Below are 16,472 nucleotides of genomic sequence, written 5' to 3'. Positions count from 1 at the left end.
TTCTCCTCCAGTTAACATGATCCACAAAGGCGTGCAAAGGGTCTTTTTCGCGGCGGCGCACATGAGAATCGCGGTCAATTCCTGTACTGAGAGTTACTGAAAAACTACTGTGGGTAGCAGTTCAGGGGTGTTCCCCTACCGGACCCAGGAGGTCTCATGCACCGCACGCTTCGCCTGACCGGCGTCGCCGCCCTCGTGGCCGGCGGCCTGCTCGCCGCCACCGCGCCCGCCCACGCCATCGTCGACCCGGTCGGGGCCCTCGAGTGCCTCACTGCCAGCGCCGGCGAGGTCACCACCCTTGTCGACCCCTCGGCCCCGGGACTCCCGGCCGAGGTGCCCGCCGTCAACTGCCTGACCGCGCCCTGACTCTCGGCAGGCCGGGGCGGCCCCCGTCCCGGCCGCAGGTTTCCGTTCCGCCCAGCAACCCCAAGGAGCAGCGTTGTACCTGCGGACCCTGTACGTCGCCGTCCTCACGGCGGCCGCGATCGTCCTGCCGCCCCTGGCGGCGGACGCCGGCGGCGAGCCGCTGATCGGCCTGGAGACCGTCATCCAGCACGTCAACCTCCTCACGTCCTAGATGCACCCGCCCCTGCCTCTGCACGTGGCCGGCGCCCCCCGGGAGCGGCGCAGCCCGCTCAAGCGCCTCGGCTACGTCATGTTCCTCAGCCGCTGGATCCAGGCACCCCTCTACCTGGGCCTCATCGCCGCGCAGGTCGTGTACGTGTGGCGGTTCATGGCCGAGCTGATCCACCTCGTGGAGCTCGGGTTCGGTGGCCACCCTCCGGAGACCACCGTCATGCTCATCGTCCTCGGCCTGGTGGACGTGGTGATGATCTCCAACCTGCTGATCATGGTGATAGTGGGCGGCTACGAGACGTTCGTGTCGCGCCTGCGCATCGAGGGGCATCCCGACCAGCCCCAATGGCTCTCCCACGTGAACGCCAACGTGCTCAAGGTCAAGCTCGCCATGGCCATCATCGGCATCTCCTCCATCCACCTGCTGCAGATATTCATCAACGCGGCCCGCCCGGCCGTCACCGACAGGGAACTGCTATGGAAAACGTTGATTCATCTGACCTTCATCGTCTCGGCTGTCGCGCTGGCCCTCATCGACCGCATCATGCTGAACAGCCGGCCGAGCCGGCACCGGCCGGGCGACCCGGCTTCCGCCTCGCCGCAGCAACGGGTATCGGCGGCGTGATCGTCGGCTTGCTCGCGCAGGTGTCCCCGGCGGCGGCCAAGCCGGCTCCACCGCTCATCGGCGACATCATCATCTTCAACGACGAGATCGTCGAGCCGGTGTCGGCGCCGGTCAGCACCTGCGGCGCGCTGTTCCCCGTGCTCAGCTCCGGATCCAGCACGTGCACGGACGCCTCGCGCGTCTCCGACGACGACGCATGACCGGCACGAGGCGCAGGACCGGCGCCTGACCGCCATGCTCCCGGCAGGCCACCCACCTACCGGGACCCCGTGCCCGCCCCCAGCTCCCCCTGCGGGGCGGGCACGCGGCGCCCTCCGCCCGTGAAAGTTTCATATAGCGTCCGATAATTTCTGCTCACCACCTGCGCCGATGACGGGACGCCGTTCCCGGCATTGACCACGCTCTCGCATGTCAATACCTTCCCCGCAAGGGTCCCGGGCTGATGAAACTTTCGGGATCGGAACTTCGCGGAGGTAGGTGCTCGTGCTCTCGACAACGCTCAACAGATCCGGAGCCCGGATCAGAACCCTCACGGCGGCGGCGGCCCTCGCCCTGCTCACCGTGTTCCTGGCGCCGGCCGCCCCCGCCGACGCCTCGGCGCCGCTGCGCCAGCACGCCGCCGCACGCGGCAAGTTCATCGGCGCCGCCCTCGCCACCGGGCCGCTGTCGAACGAGACCCAGTACCGCACCCTCGCGGCCGGCGAGTTCAACCAGATCACCGCCGAGAACGCGATGAAGTGGGACGCCACCGAGCCCAGCCAGGGCCAGTTCAACTTCTCCGGCGCCGACGCCATCATGAACTTCGCCCAGCAGAACGACCAGCAGGTCCACGGCCACACGCTCGTCTGGCACAGCCAGACCCCCACCTGGGTGCAGAACCTGCCCGCCACCGCCATGCGCGAGGCCATGCGCAACCACATCGACACGGTCGCCGGCCGCTACGCCGACAACCCCGCCCTGGTCTCCTGGGACGTGGTCAACGAGGTCTTCGAGGAGAACGGCAGCCTGCGCACCTCGTTCTGGTACAACACGCTCGGCCAGAGCTACATCGCCGACGCCTTCCGCTACGCCCGCGCCGCCGACCCCGACGCCCGGCTGTGCATCAACGACTACAACGTCGAAGGCATCAACGCCAAGAGCACCGCCATGTACAACCTGGTCCGGTCGCTGCGCCAGCAGAACGTGCCCGTCGACTGCGTCGGCTTCCAGAGCCACCTGGCCATCCAGTACGGCTTCCCCAACGACCTGCAGCAGAACCTGCAGCGCTTCGCCGACCTCGGCGTCCAGGTGCGCATCACCGAGCTCGACGTGCGCATGCAGATGCCGCGCGACGCCTCCAAGGACGCCACCCAGGCCACCTACTACCGCAACGTCGTCAACGCCTGCCTCGCCGTGACCGCCTGCGCCGGCGTCACCATCTGGGGCATCACCGACAGGCACTCCTGGGTGCCCGACACGTTCCCCGGCGAGGGCGCCGCGCTCATCTACAACGAGAACTACCAGACCAAGCCGGCCTACACCGCCGTGCACGACGCGCTCGCCGGCGGCACCGGCAACGACACCACCCCGCCGACCACCCCGGGCACCCCGGCGGCCTCCGGCGTCACGAGCAGCTCGGCGAGCCTGTCCTGGGCGGCCTCCACCGACTCCGGCGGCAGCGGCCTGGCCGGCTACAACGTCTACCGCGAGCAGGGCGCCACCGACACGCTGCTCGGCCAGTCGGCCACCAACTCCACCACCCTCACCGGCCTGACGGCCGACACCGAGTACCAGGTGTACGTGCGCGCCCGCGACGGCGCCGGCAACCTGTCCACCCCCTCGGCGACGGTGACCTTCGAGACCAGCGCGGGCGGCGGCCCCGGCGGCCCCTGCACCGCGACGGGCACCATCCAGACCCAGTGGAACAACGGCTACGTCGTGCAGCCCGTCACCGTCACCAACACCGGCTCGGCCACGCTCAACGGGTGGACCGTCACCTTCACCCTGCCCGCCGGCCACACCCTCGCGGGCTCCTGGAACGCCACCCTGACCACCAGCGGGCAGACGGTGACGGCCAAGAGCGTCTCCTACAACGGCACCCTGGCCCCCAACGCCGCCACCAGCTTCGGCTTCCAGGTCAACCGCCCCAGCGGCAACACGCAGACGCCCTCGGGCTACACCTGCGCCTCGCCGTGACCGCGTACCCCTGATCTCCGCGCGGGCCGAGGGAGGAGCGGCACCGGGAGCCGTACGGCCCGCGCGGCTTCCCACGGGCGCGCCCCCCACGCGGGGGCGCGCCCGCCCCTTACGGTCTGCACGGGGGCGTCAGGGGTTCAGGAGGGGGAGGGTCAGGCGGAAGCGGGCGCCTTCGCCGAGGGCGGTCCGCAGCTCGACGTCGCCACCGTGCGCGCGGGCGAGGGAGCGGGCGATGGCCAGCCCGAGCCCCGCGCCGGCGCCGACCGAGCGGTCGCGGGAGCGGTCGGTCCGGTAGAAGCGGTCGAAGACGCGGCCCGCCTGCTCGGCCGTCATCCCCGGCCCCTCGTCCGCCACGTCGAGCACCGCCCGGCCGTCCGCCGTGCCGACGCCGATCCGCACGGGGGTGCCCGGCGGGGTGTGGGCGGCGGCGTTGCCCACCAGGTTGGCGACCACCTGACGCAGCCGCGCCTCGTCGGCGTGGACCGGCGCCGGGCCGGGCGGCCCGCCGTCGGGCCCGGTGACCTCGACGGGACGCGCCGGGTCGAGGGCGCGCAGGTCGTGCCGGGCGTCGTTGGCGAGCGTGCGCAGGTCCATCGGGGCCAGGTCGAGCTGCTCGTCGGCGCCCTCGTCGAGCTGGGCGAGCAGCAGCAGGTCCTCGGTGAGCGCGGTGAGCCGGGTGGCCTCGCGGTCGATGCGCCGCATCGCCTCGTCGACGTCGGCGGGGGAGGCCAGCGCGCCCATCCGGTGCAGCTCGGCCGAGCCCTTGATGACGAACAGCGGCGTGCGCAGCTCGTGGCTGACGTCCGAGACGAACGCGCGCATCCGCGCCTCGGACGCGGCCCGGTCGGCGAAGGCGCGTTCGAGCTGGCCGAGCATGGTGTTGAGCGACGCCGCCAGGTGCCCGATCTCGGTGCCGGGCGGCGCCAGCACGGGCACCCGCCGGCTGAGGTCGCCGCCGGCGATCGCGGCCGCGGTGTGCTCGATCCGGCGCAGCGGCCGCAGCCCCCGGCCGAGGGCGAACCAGCCGGCCCCCGTCAGCAGGACGAGCAGCACCGCGCCGCTGATCACGCTGCTGGCCCGGACCCGGGCGATGGTCGCGTCGGCCTCGGCCAGCGGCGCCGCCGCGATCACCGTCCCGCCCCGCCCGGTGGCCGGCCGGGCGACGGCCCGCCACCGGCCCGAGCCGTCGGCGGCGGGCAGGTCGGCGGCCGACGCGTCCGCGGGCACCGCGCGCAGGTCCTCCAGGCGCGGCAGCGTCGCGGCGGCCATCCTGGGCGAGTGCACGCTCGCCGCCACCGCGCCGCCCGCGTCCAGATAGACCAGGTACGGGCTGCCGAACACGTCGAGTCCCTGCGCGAGGAGGCCGGGGCGGGCGGCGGCGTCCGCGAGGTCGGGCGGCCCGGGGGCCGGCACGCTGGAGACGAGCGCGGTGAGCGAGCGCAGCTGGCCGTCGAGCCGGCCGAGCTGGTAGCGCTCCAGCTGGTCGGCGACGACCGCGCCGGCCAGGCTCAGCCCGGCCAGCAGCAGCCCCGCGGTGAACAGCAGCAGCCTGGCCCGCAGCGACAGCCGCCTCACCGCCGGGGCTCGCGCATCACGTAGCCCACGCCGTGCACGGTGTGGATGAGCTTGGGCTCCCCGGCGTCGACCTTGCGCCGCAGGTAGGAGATGTAGGTGTCGACGATGCTGGCGTCGCCGCCGAAGTCGTAGCGCCACACCCGGTCGAGGATCTGCGCCTTGGACACCACGCGCCCGGCGTTCTCCATCAGGTAGCGCAGCAGCCGGAACTCGGTGGGGGAGACCCGGACCGGCCGCCCCTCCCGCGTCACCTGGTGCCCGTCGGCGTCAAGCGTGAGCGCGCCCACCTTCAGCACCCCGGCGTGGTGGCCGGAGGTGCGGCGGAGGATCGCGCGGATCCTGGCGATCAGCTCCTCCAGGTCGAACGGCTTGGTCACGTAGTCGTCGGCGCCGAGGGAGAGCCCGGTGACCTTGTCCGCCTGGCGGTCGCGGGCGGTGAGGAACAGGACGGGCACCGGCCGCCGCTCACGCAGCCGCCGGACCACCTCGAAGCCGTCCATGTCCGGCAGCATCACGTCGAGCAGCACCAGGTCGGGCGGTTCGGCGCCGGCCGCGGCGACCGCCTCGGTCCCGGTCGCCACCGAGGTCACCCGGAACCCGGCGAAGCGCAGCGTCGCCGCGAGCAGCTCGCGGACGGTGGCCTCGTCGTCCACCACCAGCAGCCGCTCGGCGTCCTCCTCGGGCGTCATCGCCCGGCCTGATCCGTCCACGCCGGCCAGGATACGGAAGCCCGGTGCCCGCCCATCACACGTCGCGGCGCCGGAACAGCACGAACGCGGCGGCCAGCACGGCGGCCACCCCGAGGCACATCCCGCCCAGGTTCAGCCACGGGTGCGGGTGGGCCGGGTCGGGGACCGTCGTGAGCACCGAGGCGGCGCCCCTGGTCGGCCAGACGGCGACGAGGCCCTGCAGCCACGACGGGAACAGGCCCGCGAGGGCGGGCACCAGGAAGACGATCCCCACCAGTGTGGCGAGCGCCCCCGCCGTGGCCCGCATGATCGTGCCGAGCCCGGCCGACAGCAGCGCGATCGCCGCCAGGTAGACCCCGCCGCCCGCCACCGCGGAGAACACCCCCGGGTCGCCGAGCCGCGCGTACGGCACGCCCTGACCGGCGAGGAGGGCCTGGCCGAGGAGGAAGGAGGCGAGCATCAGCGCCTGCCCCGCCACCACGGCGATCGCGGTCGCCACCACCACCTTGGCCGCCAGCAGCCGGTGCCTGCGGGGCGCGGCGGTCAGCGTCGTCGCCATCAGCCCGGTCGCGTACTCGGAGGTGACGACCAGGATGCCCACCACGCCGATGATCAGCTGGGCGACGATGTACGACGTCAGGCTGAGGTTCGTCGGGTCCCACGCCTGCCGTTCCGCCTCGGTCAGGGCCGCGTGGTCGGCCCCGGCCGTGCTCATCGACAGGCCCGTGATGCCGAGCCCGACCACGAACAGGCAGGCCAGCGTGTACCAGGTGGAACGCAGGCCGCGCAGCTTGATCCATTCGGCGTGCAGGAGGCGGGTGAAGCGCACGGAGCTCATGCCCGGGCCCCCTGGTACTCGACGCTGTCCCTGGTCAGCTCCATGAAGGCGTCCTCCAGCGAGGGCCGCTGCGGGGTGAGCTCGCTCAGCTCGACGCCGTGGTAGGCGGCGAGCTTGCCGATCTCCGCGCTCGTCATGCCGGAGACGACGAGGGACGACTCCGGCCCGCCGCGCACGGCGGCCCCGGCGGCGGTCAGCCGGCGCGCGAAGGAGTCCGCCCCGGACGCGCGGACGAGCACGGCGCCCTCGCCGGCGCCGCGCACGAACTCGCCCATCCCGGTGTCGGCGATGAGCCGGCCCCGGCCGATGACCACCAGGTGGTCGGCGGTCAGCGCCATCTCGCTCATGAGATGGCTGGAGACCAGCACGGCCCGGCCCTCACGGGCGAGGGAGCGCATGAAGCCGCGGATCCAGCGGATGCCCTCGGGGTCGAGCCCGTTCACCGGCTCGTCGAAGATCAGCACAGCCGGGTCGCCGAGCAGCGCCGCCGCGATGCCGAGCCGCTGCCGCATCCCGAGCGAGAACCCGCCGGCCCGCTTGCCGGCCACGAACTCCAGCCCGGTCCTGGCGAGCACCTCGTCGGCGCGGCGCCGGGGCAGGCCGTTGCTCACCGCGAGCGCCAGCAGGTGGTCGTACGCCGTCCGGCCGCCGTGCACCGCCCCGGCGTCGAGCAGCGCGCCCACCTCGGTCAGGGGCACGGGCAGGTCCCGGTAGCGGCGTCCGCCGACGGTGGCGGACCCGCTCGTGGGAGCCGCCAACCCCATGATCATTTTCATCGTGGTGGACTTGCCCGCGCCGTTCGGGCCGAGGAAGCCGGTCACCTGCCCGGGGGAGACGGTGAACGACAGGTCGTCCACCACCGTGTCCGGCCCGTACCGCTTGGTCAGCCCTCTTACGTCGATCGTCGTCATGGCCGAGATCCTGGCGGGTCCGGCCGACCGCCTTCTGTGACCTTCTGGGAGAACTCTGGGAACCCGCCCGGCCGGCCCGCCGCCGTGCCGTTCACTCTCAGGAAACCCGAAGGACCCGCCCATGCGGAACAATGAGCCGATGAGGAGACGCGAACGGGGCGACGGCCCGTGAGGCAGCGGGTGCGCGCCGCGGCGCTGCGGCTGGCGGGCGCCGGCGGCCTGCCCGCCTACGTGTACGACCTGCCCGGCCTGGCCGCGCACGCCGCCGACGTGCGCGCCGCGATGGGCGGCACGGCCGAGGTCTTCTACGCCGTCAAGGCCAACCCGGCCGCCGAGATCCTGCGGACGCTGCGCCCGTACGTGGACGGCTTCGAGGTCGCCTCCGGCGGCGAGCTGGCGCACGTGCGCGAGGTCGCGCCGGACGCCCGGATCGCCTTCAGCGGCCCCGGCAAGACCCCGGCCGAGCTGGCCCTCGCCCTGGAGGCGGGCGTCGAGCGGCTGCACGTCGAGAGCCCCCGCGAGCTGGCCCGCCTGATCGAGCTGGCCGGCCCGCGCGGAGCCGACGTGCTGCTGCGCGCCAACCCCGGCCTGCCCGGCGAGGGCGCCGCCACCCCGTTCGGCATGGACCCCGCCGGGCTGGCCGCCTGCCTGCCGCTGCTCGCGGACGCGCCGCGGATCCGCGTGCACGGCCTGCACACCCACCTCACCTGGGCCCGAGAGGACGCGGCCGGCCTGGCCCGGCTCGCCGCCGAGGTCGCCCGCTGGGCGCTCGGCTGGATCGGCGCGCACCTGCCGCACCTCACCGCCCCCGAGCTCGACCTGGGCGGCGGCATGGGCGTCGACTACGCCGCCCCGGACGAGCGGTTCGGCTGGGCCGCCTACGCCGGCGCGCTGTCCCGCCTCGGCGGGGCGCGGCTGCGGATCGAGCCCGGCCGCGCGCTGACCGCCTACGACGGCTGGTACGTCACCGACGTCCTCGACGTCAAGCGCAACCACGGCCGCGACTACGCCGTCCTGCGCGGCGGCACCCACCACCTGCGCACCCCCGTCGCCCGCGGCCACGACCAGCCCTTCACCGTGATCCACCGCGAGAGCGCGGGCCCCGCCCTGACCGGCCGCGCCACCCTCGTCGGCCAGCTGTGCACCCCCAAGGACGTGCTGCACCGCGACGCCCCCGTCACCGGCCTGCGCCCCGGCGACCTGATCGCCTTCGGCCTGGCCGGCGCCTACGCGTGGAACCTGTCCCACCACGACTTCCTCATGCACCCCCACCCCGGCCTGCACTACCTGGACGGACGCGATGATCCTCGATGACGCGGCAGACCCCCTCCACACCTGGCAGCACGCCGAGCGCTACCTGGGCGGGGGCACCCGCGCCTACAGCAGCTTCTCCGCCGACCTGGAGATCTCCGAGCCCTACCACCCGCAGCTCGGCCGCCCCCGCTTCCCCGTGCCGACCTTCCGCGTCACCGGGACGTTCCTGACGAACGCCGTCGAGTCCACGCTCACCAAGCTCTACCGGCGCGGCGACGGCTTCCTGCTGCCCGTCCACCCCGAGACGCTCGCCCACCCCGCCCTGCCCGGCCGCGACGCGCTGGTCGAACGCGGCCCCGACCTGACCGTGGTGCCCTCGGCCAACGCCCGCACCGTGTTCGTCGAGCGGATCGGCGCCGAGCCCGTCGAGCCGCACTTCGTCAAGCTGCACTACCCGCGCAGGCTGTCGCGGTTCACCCGGCGGCTGCGCCGCCCGATCATCACCGTGCAGCTCTGGGCCGCCGAGGAGCTGCTGGCCGCCGGGCTGCCCGTGCTGCCCGAGGTGGCGGGCGGCGTGCTCGGCGACGACCCGCGCGAGGCGTGGGGCTTCCTGCTGCGCGAGGCCCGCCCCCGCTCCGGCGGCCTGCCGTTCACCGTGCCGCTGTTCGCGCTGTACGGCCACGACGTGCGGCGGCCCGGCGACCCGACGCTGATGGAGCAGCTCGTGGCCCGCAGCGGCGAGGACCCCGGCGACTGGCTGGCCCGCCGCGTCGTCACCCCGATGGTCGAGCTGTGGTGCCGGGCGCTGACCCGTACGGGATGCGTCCTGGAGCCGCACGGCCAGAACACGCTGTTCGCCTTCGACGGCGGCGGGCGCACGGCCGTCCTCTACCGCGACTGCGGCGTCTACGTCGACCCCCGCACCCGCCACGACCTCGGCCTCACCCGCGAGCTGCCGCCCGTCAACGTGATCTCCCGCGACGTCCGGCAGCCGCGCGAGAGCGTCTTCAGCCTCGCCTACGACAGCTTCCTCGGCCACCACGCGCTCGAACGCCTCGCCGCCGTCGCCGAGGCCGCGCTCGGCGTGCCGCCGGAACGGCTCAGGCGGGCCGCCCGCGACGCCTTCGCCGCCGGCGTGCCCATGCCCGCCACCGTCCACTACTACGAGGACCGCCTGCGCGCGAACGGCGCCTGGGACCTGACCGACACCGGCGAGCCGCCCGCCTGGCGGCCGGTGTCGTGACGGGCGCTCTCCCGTTCGTCTTACAGGTGAGACCCACGGGAAGGGGAATGTCGTGAAATACGTGCTGATGTTCATGGACACCGAGCAGTTCACCAAGGACCTGGAGGCCATGACCGGCGACGAGCGCGCCGAGGCCGTACGGAAGGTCGAGCAGTGGTTCGCCGACCACGCCGGCCGGATCACCGGCGGCAGCAAGCTCGCGCCGCCGCACACCGCCACCACCGTCCGCCTGGAGGGCGGCGGCGAGCCCGTCATCACCGACGGGCCGTTCATGGAGGGCAAGGAGGTCGTCAGCGGCTTCGCCGAGATCGACGTGGCCGACCTCGACGAGGCCCTGGCCATGGTCCGCACCTGGCCCGCCTGCCCGACGGTCGAGATCAGGCCCGTCGAACGGTGACAGGCGCGCCCGCCGACGAGCTGGCCCGCGTGGTGCGCGAGCACGCGGGCCGGCTCGCCGCCTCGCTGGTGTCGCTCCTCGGCGACTTCTCCGCCGCCGAGGACCTGGTCCAGGACGCGGTCGAGGCCGCGCTGCGCCGCTGGCCGGACGAGGGCATCCCGGACCGCCCCGACGCCTGGCTCCACACGGTGGCCCGCCGCCGCGGCCTCGACGTCCTGCGCCGCGAGTCCGTCTACCGGGCCAAGCTGGAACTGCTGCGCGACCCCGCCCCGGCCGAGCCCGACGGGCGGCTGCGGCTCATGTTCACCTGCTGCCACCCGGCGCTGCCCAGGGCCGCGCAGATCGCGCTCACCCTGCGCGTGGTGTGCGGGCTCACCACCGGCCAGATCGCCGCCGCCTTCCTCGCCCCCGAGACGACCGTCGCCCAGCGCATCACCCGCGCCAAGAAGAAGATCGCCGAGGCCGGGATCCCGTACCGGGTGCCCGCCGCCGGCGAGCTGCCCGCCCGCGTGCGCGAGGTGCTGGCCGTCATCTACCTGCTGTTCAACGAGGGCTACCTGTCCAGCACCGCCGAGCGCGCCCACTCGCGCGACCTGGTCGACGACGCCGAATGGCTCGCCTCCCTGCTGACCGGGCTGATGCCCGCCGAACCCGAGGCCGCCGGGCTGCTCGCGCTCATCCGCCTGCACCGGGCCCGCGACGCCGCCCGCTTCGACGACTCCGGCGGCCTCGTGCTGCTGCGCGACCAGGACCGGTCCCGCTGGGACCACGACGCCATCGCCGCGGCCACCGCCCTGCTGACCCGCACCGCCCGCCGCCACCGCGCGCCCGGCCCGTACCAGCTCCAGGCCGCCATCGCGGCCTGCCACGCGGAGGCCGCCCGCTGGGACGACACCGACTGGCGGCAGATCGTCGTCCTCTACGACATGCTGCTGCGGCTCGCGCCCTCACCCGTCACCCGGCTGCACCGCGCCGTCGCCGTGCGTCACGCCGACGGCCCCGAGGCCGCGCTCGGCGAGCTGAAGGACCTGCGGGCCGCGCTCGACCGCTATCCGCTCTATCACGCCACCCATGCCGAGCTGCTGCGCGACCTCGGCCGGCCAGGCGAGGCCCGCGAGGCCGACGAGCGCGCCCTGCGCCTGACCGCCAACCCCGCCCAGCAGGCCCTGCTGGAGGAGCGCATCAGCTGGTCGGGCACAGCCCCCTGATCGCCAGCGCGTAGCCGCGCACCCCGAACCCCACCACGATCCCCGCCGCCACCGGCGACAGGTACGAGCGGTGCCGGAACGGCTCACGCCGGTGCACGTTGGAGATGTGCACCTCCACCACCGGCAGCTCCGCCCCCTCGATCGCGTCGTGCAGCGCCACCGACGTGTGCGTGTAGGCGCCCGCGTTGACCACCGCGCCCACCGCCCGGCCCGCCTTCACCGCCGCGCCCGCCTCCTGGATCCAGTCGACGAGGTCGCCCTCGTGGTTGGACTGCCGGAAGTCGAGCTCCACGCCGGCCGCCGCGCACTCCTCGCGGCACAGCGCCTCCACGTCGGCCAGCGTGGCCGTCCCGTAGACCTCCGGCCTGCGGGTGCCGAGCAGGTTGAGATTGGGGCCGTTGAACACGTACACGGTCGTCACGCCCGCCATTGTGTCAGCCCTTGTAGTTGAACACCTGCCGCAGCGTGTGCCGCACCGTCACCAGGTCCTTCTGGTCCTCCATCACCTGGTCGATCGGCTTGTACGCCTCCGGGTGCTCGTCCACCAGCGCCGCCGCGCGGTCCTCGTTCCAGGTGCGGCCCCGCATCGCCGCCTTCAGCGACGAGGCCGACAGCTCCCGCTTGGCCCTGGTGCGCGACATCCGCCGCCCCGCCCCGTGCGCGCACGAGTGGTACGACTCCGCGTTGCCGCGCCCGCTCACGATGTACGAGCGCGTCCCCATCGAGCCCGGGATGACGCCCTCGTCACCGGTGTCGGCCTTGATCGCGCCCTTCCTGGTGATCCACAGCCTCTTGCCGTGGTGCTCCTCCAGCTGGGTGAAGTTGTGGTGGCAGTTGATGGTCCGCACCCTGCGCCCCGTGCCCACGACGCGGAACAGGGCGTCGACCAGGACCCGGTCCATCCGGGCCCGCGAGGCCATCGCGTAGCGCTGCGCCCACAGCATGTCCTCGATGTAGGCGTCGAACTCCGGCGAGCCCTGCACCAGGTACGCCAGGTCCGGGTCCTCCAGCCCGATCGCCTGGCGGCGCATCAGGTTCTTGGCCCCGGCGATGTGCTTGGTCGCGAGCTGGTTGCCGATGCCGCGCGAACCCGAGTGCAGCACCGTCCACACCCGGTCGCGCTCGTCCAGGCACACCTCGACGAAGTGGTTGCCCGAGCCGAGCGTGCCGAACTGGCGCGACACCGTCGCCTCCTGCTTGCCCGTCAGCTCCGTGCGCGGACGGCCGAGCTCGCTCAGCGCCCGGTCGACCGACGGGTCCTCGTGGCCCTTGCCGACGCCCGCCGGGATGCGGCGCTCCACCAGCGGCATCAGCGCGTCGAGCGTGGCCGGCAGGTCCGCGGCCGTGAGCGTGGTCTCGGTCGCGACCATGCCGCAGCCGATGTCGACCCCGACGGCGGCCGGGATGATCGCGCCCTCGGTGGGGATGACCGAGCCGACCGTCGCGCCGATGCCGACGTGCGCGTCGGGCATGAGAGCGACGTGCCCGGAGACGAACGGCAGGCGGGCGGCGCGAGCGGCCTGCGTGATCGTTCCCTCGTCGATCTCGCTGGCCCAGGACAGCAGGTTCGGTGCGGGCTGGTGCGGCATGAGTGGATCTCCTCGGTTCGTTCTTGATCCAGTCTGCCGGGGGCGCAGGTGAAAACCCACTCATTTTACCCGCCAGCTTGTTACGATCCCCGCCGTGATCGCCGAAGAACCGCTGGCCGGAGGCGGGGTCAACGAGGTCGTCCGGGCCGGCGACACCGTCCGCCGCCCCGCCGCGCCGTGGACCCCCGCCGTGCACGGCCTGCTCACCCACCTGGCCGCCCGCGGCTTCACCGGCGCGCCCCGCGCCCACGGCCTCGACGAGCGCGGGCGCGAGATCCTCGACTACGTGCCCGGCGCCGTCGCCCACTACCCGGCGCCCCCCTCCACCTGGAGCGACGCCACGCTGACCGCCGTGGCCGCGCTGCTGCGCGACTACCACGACGCCACCATCGGCTATGTCCCGCCCGCCGGCGCCCGCTGGCAGTTCGCGCCCAAGGAGCCCGCCGAGGTCGTCTGCCACGGCGACGTCGCCCCGTACAACTGCGTCTTCCGCGACGGCGTGCCCGTCGCGTTCATCGACTTCGACACCGCGCACCCCGCGCCCCGTCTGTGGGACGTCGCCCACGCCGCCTACCGCTTCGTCCCCATCACCCTCGGCGGCCACGGCGAGGAGCCGCTGCCCGTCGCCGAGCAGATCCGGCGGCTGCGGCTGTTCTGCGACGCCTACGGCCTGCCCGAGTCCGACCGGCGGGCGCTGCCCGGCACCCTCGTCCGCGTCCTGCACGGGCTCGCCCGCCACATCCGCGAACGGGCCGCCGCCGGCGACGCCGCCTTCGCCGCCCACCTCGCCGACGGCCACCCCGAGCTGTACCTCGCCGACGCCCGGCACGTACAGCGGTATGCGTTTTGAGACAGCGCATGACGCCGACGTAGGCTGGGCCTCTGGCGAACGACAGGAGGTGACGCCCCATGTTGCGAGACTCGTTCGGACGGGTGGCGACGGATCTGCGGGTGTCGCTCACGGACAAGTGCAATCTGCGCTGCTCCTACTGCATGCCGCCCGAGGGTCTCGACTGGCTGCCCAACTCCCAGCTCCTCACGGCCGACGAGATCGTCCGGCTCGTCACCATCGGCGTCGAACGCCTCGGCATCCGCGAGGTCCGCTACACCGGCGGCGAGCCGCTGCTGCGCCGCGAACTGCCCGACATCGTCGCCCGCACCACCGCGCTCACCCCGCGCCCCCAGGTGTCGCTCACCACCAACGGCATCGGCCTGGCCCGCCTGGCCGCCCCCCTCGCCGCCGCCGGCCTCGGCCGCGTCAATGTCTCGCTCGACACCCTCGACCGCGACACGTTCAAGAAACTCGCCCACCGCGACCGGTTCACCGACGTGATCGCCGGCATGGCCGCCGCCCACGACGCCGGTCTGCGCCCCGTCAAGGTCAACGCCGTGCTCATGCGCGACGTCAACCAGCACGAGGCCGTCCCGCTGCTGCGCTACTGCCTGCAACAGGGCTACGAGCTGCGCTTCATCGAGCAGATGCCGCTCGACGCCCAGCACGGCTGGAGCCGCGACACCATGGTCACCGCCGACGAGATCCTCGACCTGCTGTCGGCCGCGTTCACCCTCACCCCCGACGAGAGCGAGGACCGCGGCAGCGCCCCCGCCGAACGCTTCCTCGTCGACGGCGGCCCCGGCCGCGTCGGCGTCATCGGCTCCGTCACCCGGCCGTTCTGCGGCGCCTGCGACCGCGTCCGGCTCACCGCCGACGGGCAGATCCGCAACTGCCTGTTCGCCACCGAGGAGTCCGACCTCAAGTCCGCCATGCGCGCCGGAGCCACCGACGACGACCTCGCCCAGCGCTGGCTCGCCGCCGTCGCCCGCAAACGCCCCGGCCACGGCATCGACGACCCGTCCTTCCTCCAGCCCGCCCGGCCCATGTCGGCGATCGGCGGCTAGGTGCCCAGAGCGCGCGACCTCGGCCTCCCGCTAGCCGGCCGGCCCGGCGCGCACAACGCCATCACCGACGTGCCCGGCGTCCGCGTCGGCCACCGCACCGTCGTCCGCGACCCCGGCATCCGCACCGGCGTCACCGCCGTCGTCCCCGGCGCCACCCCGGTCAGCCCGCTGCCCGCCGGCGTGTTCACCGGCAACGGCCACGGCAAGCTCGTCGGCGCCACCCAGCTCGCCGAGCTCGGCCTGCTGGAATCACCCGTCGTCCTGACCTCCACGCTGTCCGCCTTCCGCGCCGCCGACGCGCTCGTCACCTGGATGCTCGCCCGGCCCGACTGCGCCGGCGTACGCACCTTCAACCCGGTCGTGGGGGAGTGCAACGACGGCCACCTGTCGGACATCCGCGCCCGGCCCATCACCGAGGCGCACGTGCTGGAGGCCGTCGACACCGCGACCGGCGGTGCCGTCCCAGAAGGCTGCGTCGGCGCGGGCACCGGCACCGTGGCGCTCGGCCACAAGGCTGGCATCGGCACCTCCTCCCGCCTCGCCGGCCCTTACACGGTGGGCGCCCTCGTCCAGGCCAACTTCGCCGGCACCCTCCGCCTCCCCCCGGCCACCCCTGGGCAGCCGGGCCGATCCCCGGCGATCACGTCACCCCCGGGCCGGCCCCTGCCGTCGCCCGCCGGCCCCCTGGAGACGGACCGGCCGTCGACCGGCTCCCCGGCACCGGGCGCCGCTCAAGCGCCTTTCCCGGGCCCTCCCGCCCCCGTGGCGGCCGGTGACGACGGGGAGGCCGGGTCGTGCATGGTGGTGGTCGCCACCGACGCGCCGCTGGACGCGCGGCAGCTCACCCGGGTGGCACGGCGCGCCGTCTTCGCCCTGGCCCGGGTCGGCGCGGCCTACACCCACGGCAGCGGCGACTACGGCATCGCCTTCAGCGTCCGCCCCGGCGGCGCCCCCGTGCCGGACGCCTCGCTGAGCCCGCTGTTCGAGGCGACGCTCGACGCCGTCGAGGAGGCCGTGCTCAACTCCCTGTTCACCGCCACGACGACCACCGGCGTGCACGGCCGCACCGCCCACGCCGTCCCCCTCCCGGGCGCGGCGCCATGAGGCCCGGGCACGACGCGGTGATCCTCGCCGGCGGCCAGGCCCGCCGCCTCGGCGGCCTCGACAAACCCGGCCTGGACGTCGGCCGCCGCTCGCTGGTGGAGAACGTCGTCGCGGCCGTCCCCGCCGCCGGGCGCGTCATCGTCGTCGGCCCGCCCCGTGACCTGCCCGGCGTCCTGTTCACCCGCGAGGACCCGCCGGGCGCGGGCCCGATCCCCGCCCTGCGCGCCGGCCTCGCCCACGTCACGGCCCCCTGGGTCATCCTCCTCGCCGCCGACCTCCCCTTCCTGAACGCCCGCCACGTCACCACCCTCCTCACCGCAGCCCACTCCCTGCCGCCCACCCCTGAACCCCACCTCGCGACCGCGCCAGACCGGCCCGCACACCCGGCG

Annotated in this window: 18 protein-coding genes and 1 pseudogene; 13 read left to right on the top strand and 6 right to left on the bottom strand. The window is 73.9% G+C overall.

Features of this window, described 5'->3' with window-relative positions; genetic code table 11:
• Positions 1-156 precede the first annotated feature (156 nt).
• From KME80_RS15435 to KME80_RS15415, 5 genes are all read left to right on the top strand, one after another.
• A complete protein-coding gene (locus KME80_RS15435; RefSeq protein WP_219505625.1) occupies positions 157-366 on the top strand; it encodes a hypothetical protein in 210 nt (69 codons plus the stop codon).
• Positions 367-439: 73 nt separating this feature from the next.
• Positions 440-577, top strand: a complete 138-nt coding sequence (locus KME80_RS15430) for a hypothetical protein (RefSeq protein WP_219505623.1) — start codon at positions 440-442, stop codon at positions 575-577.
• Positions 578-601: 24 nt separating this feature from the next.
• Positions 602-1,201 (top strand): TIGR00645 family protein, encoded by a 600-nt coding sequence (locus KME80_RS15425; RefSeq protein ID WP_308125777.1) that lies wholly within the window; start codon positions 602-604, stop codon positions 1,199-1,201.
• The gene (locus KME80_RS15420; RefSeq protein WP_219505619.1) at positions 1,198-1,401 is read left to right on the top strand and encodes a hypothetical protein; all 204 of its coding nucleotides are present in this window, start codon (positions 1,198-1,200) and stop codon (positions 1,399-1,401) included. Before KME80_RS15425 ends, KME80_RS15420 begins: the two co-directional genes overlap by 4 nt.
• A gap of 283 nt (positions 1,402-1,684) precedes the next feature.
• Positions 1,685-3,376 carry an endo-1,4-beta-xylanase gene (locus tag KME80_RS15415; RefSeq protein ID WP_308125776.1) on the top strand — a complete coding sequence of 564 codons (1,692 nt, stop codon included), beginning with the start codon at positions 1,685-1,687 and terminating at the stop codon, positions 3,374-3,376.
• Between the two features lie 129 nt (positions 3,377-3,505).
• Here the strand turns inward: KME80_RS15415 and KME80_RS15410 are convergent, their stop codons facing one another.
• Genes KME80_RS15410 through KME80_RS15395 form a run of 4 tightly spaced genes read right to left on the bottom strand, consistent with a single transcriptional unit; the run spans position 3,506 to position 7,389 of the window.
• On the bottom strand, positions 3,506-4,951 hold the full coding sequence (locus KME80_RS15410; protein WP_219505617.1) for a sensor histidine kinase: 1,446 nt from the start codon (positions 4,949-4,951) through the stop codon (positions 3,506-3,508).
• On the bottom strand, positions 4,948-5,640 hold the full coding sequence (locus KME80_RS15405; RefSeq protein ID WP_219505737.1) for a response regulator transcription factor: 693 nt from the start codon (positions 5,638-5,640) through the stop codon (positions 4,948-4,950). The genes KME80_RS15410 and KME80_RS15405 overlap by 4 nt, the downstream gene beginning before the upstream one ends.
• 55 nt (positions 5,641-5,695) lie before the next feature.
• A complete protein-coding gene (locus KME80_RS15400) occupies positions 5,696-6,478 on the bottom strand; it encodes an ABC transporter permease (protein ID WP_219505615.1) in 783 nt (260 codons plus the stop codon).
• Entirely contained in the window at positions 6,475-7,389 is a 915-nt protein-coding gene (locus KME80_RS15395; RefSeq protein WP_219505613.1) for an ABC transporter ATP-binding protein, read from the bottom strand. The genes KME80_RS15400 and KME80_RS15395 overlap by 4 nt, the downstream gene beginning before the upstream one ends.
• A gap of 168 nt (positions 7,390-7,557) precedes the next feature.
• On the opposite strand from KME80_RS15395, the gene KME80_RS15390 reads away from it, so the two are divergent.
• Genes KME80_RS15390 through KME80_RS15375 form a run of 4 tightly spaced genes read left to right on the top strand, consistent with a single transcriptional unit; the run spans position 7,558 to position 11,491 of the window.
• Complete coding sequence (locus KME80_RS15390) at positions 7,558-8,703, top strand: alanine racemase (protein ID WP_308125775.1); 1,146 nt, start codon at positions 7,558-7,560, stop codon at positions 8,701-8,703.
• A complete protein-coding gene (locus KME80_RS15385; RefSeq protein WP_219505610.1) occupies positions 8,690-9,886 on the top strand; it encodes an IucA/IucC family C-terminal-domain containing protein in 1,197 nt (398 codons plus the stop codon). The genes KME80_RS15390 and KME80_RS15385 overlap by 14 nt, the downstream gene beginning before the upstream one ends.
• A 52-nt stretch (positions 9,887-9,938) precedes the next feature.
• Positions 9,939-10,283 carry a YciI family protein gene (locus KME80_RS15380; protein ID WP_308125774.1) on the top strand — a complete coding sequence of 115 codons (345 nt, stop codon included), beginning with the start codon at positions 9,939-9,941 and terminating at the stop codon, positions 10,281-10,283.
• Positions 10,280-11,491, top strand: a complete 1,212-nt coding sequence (locus tag KME80_RS15375; RefSeq protein ID WP_219505608.1) for an RNA polymerase sigma factor — start codon at positions 10,280-10,282, stop codon at positions 11,489-11,491. The genes KME80_RS15380 and KME80_RS15375 overlap by 4 nt, the downstream gene beginning before the upstream one ends.
• Here KME80_RS15375 and aroQ read toward each other — a convergent pair.
• On the bottom strand, positions 11,466-11,921 hold the full coding sequence (gene aroQ, locus KME80_RS15370) for a type II 3-dehydroquinate dehydratase (RefSeq protein WP_219505606.1): 456 nt from the start codon (positions 11,919-11,921) through the stop codon (positions 11,466-11,468). The two genes, KME80_RS15375 and aroQ, sit on opposite strands and share 26 nt — an antisense overlap.
• A 4-nt stretch (positions 11,922-11,925) precedes the next feature.
• Positions 11,926-13,080 carry an RtcB family protein gene (locus KME80_RS15365; RefSeq protein WP_219505604.1) on the bottom strand — a complete coding sequence of 385 codons (1,155 nt, stop codon included), beginning with the start codon at positions 13,078-13,080 and terminating at the stop codon, positions 11,926-11,928.
• Between the two features lie 94 nt (positions 13,081-13,174).
• Between KME80_RS15365 and KME80_RS15360 the strand changes: the two genes are divergently transcribed.
• From KME80_RS15360 to mobA, 4 genes and pseudogenes are all read left to right on the top strand, one after another.
• Positions 13,175-13,930 (top strand): phosphotransferase, encoded by a 756-nt coding sequence (locus KME80_RS15360; protein ID WP_308125773.1) that lies wholly within the window; start codon positions 13,175-13,177, stop codon positions 13,928-13,930.
• Between the two features lie 59 nt (positions 13,931-13,989).
• On the top strand, positions 13,990-14,979 hold the full coding sequence (gene moaA, locus KME80_RS15355) for a GTP 3',8-cyclase MoaA (RefSeq protein ID WP_219505602.1): 990 nt from the start codon (positions 13,990-13,992) through the stop codon (positions 14,977-14,979).
• Positions 14,980-16,083: a P1 family peptidase gene (locus KME80_RS15350; protein ID WP_219505601.1), complete on the top strand. Its 1,104-nt coding sequence runs from the start codon at positions 14,980-14,982 to the stop codon at positions 16,081-16,083.
• Positions 16,080-16,406, top strand: a pseudogene (gene mobA / locus KME80_RS15345) (molybdenum cofactor guanylyltransferase); the annotation flags it as partial. The gene KME80_RS15350 and the pseudogene mobA, both read left to right, overlap by 4 nt.
• Positions 16,407-16,472: the final 66 nt, after the last annotated feature.

The sequence above is a fragment of the Nonomuraea ceibae genome (assembly GCF_019396325.1).
Classification (GTDB): Bacteria; Actinomycetota; Actinomycetes; order Streptosporangiales; family Streptosporangiaceae; genus Nonomuraea; species Nonomuraea ceibae.
This window is presented reverse-complemented; position numbering and strand designations above follow the sequence as displayed.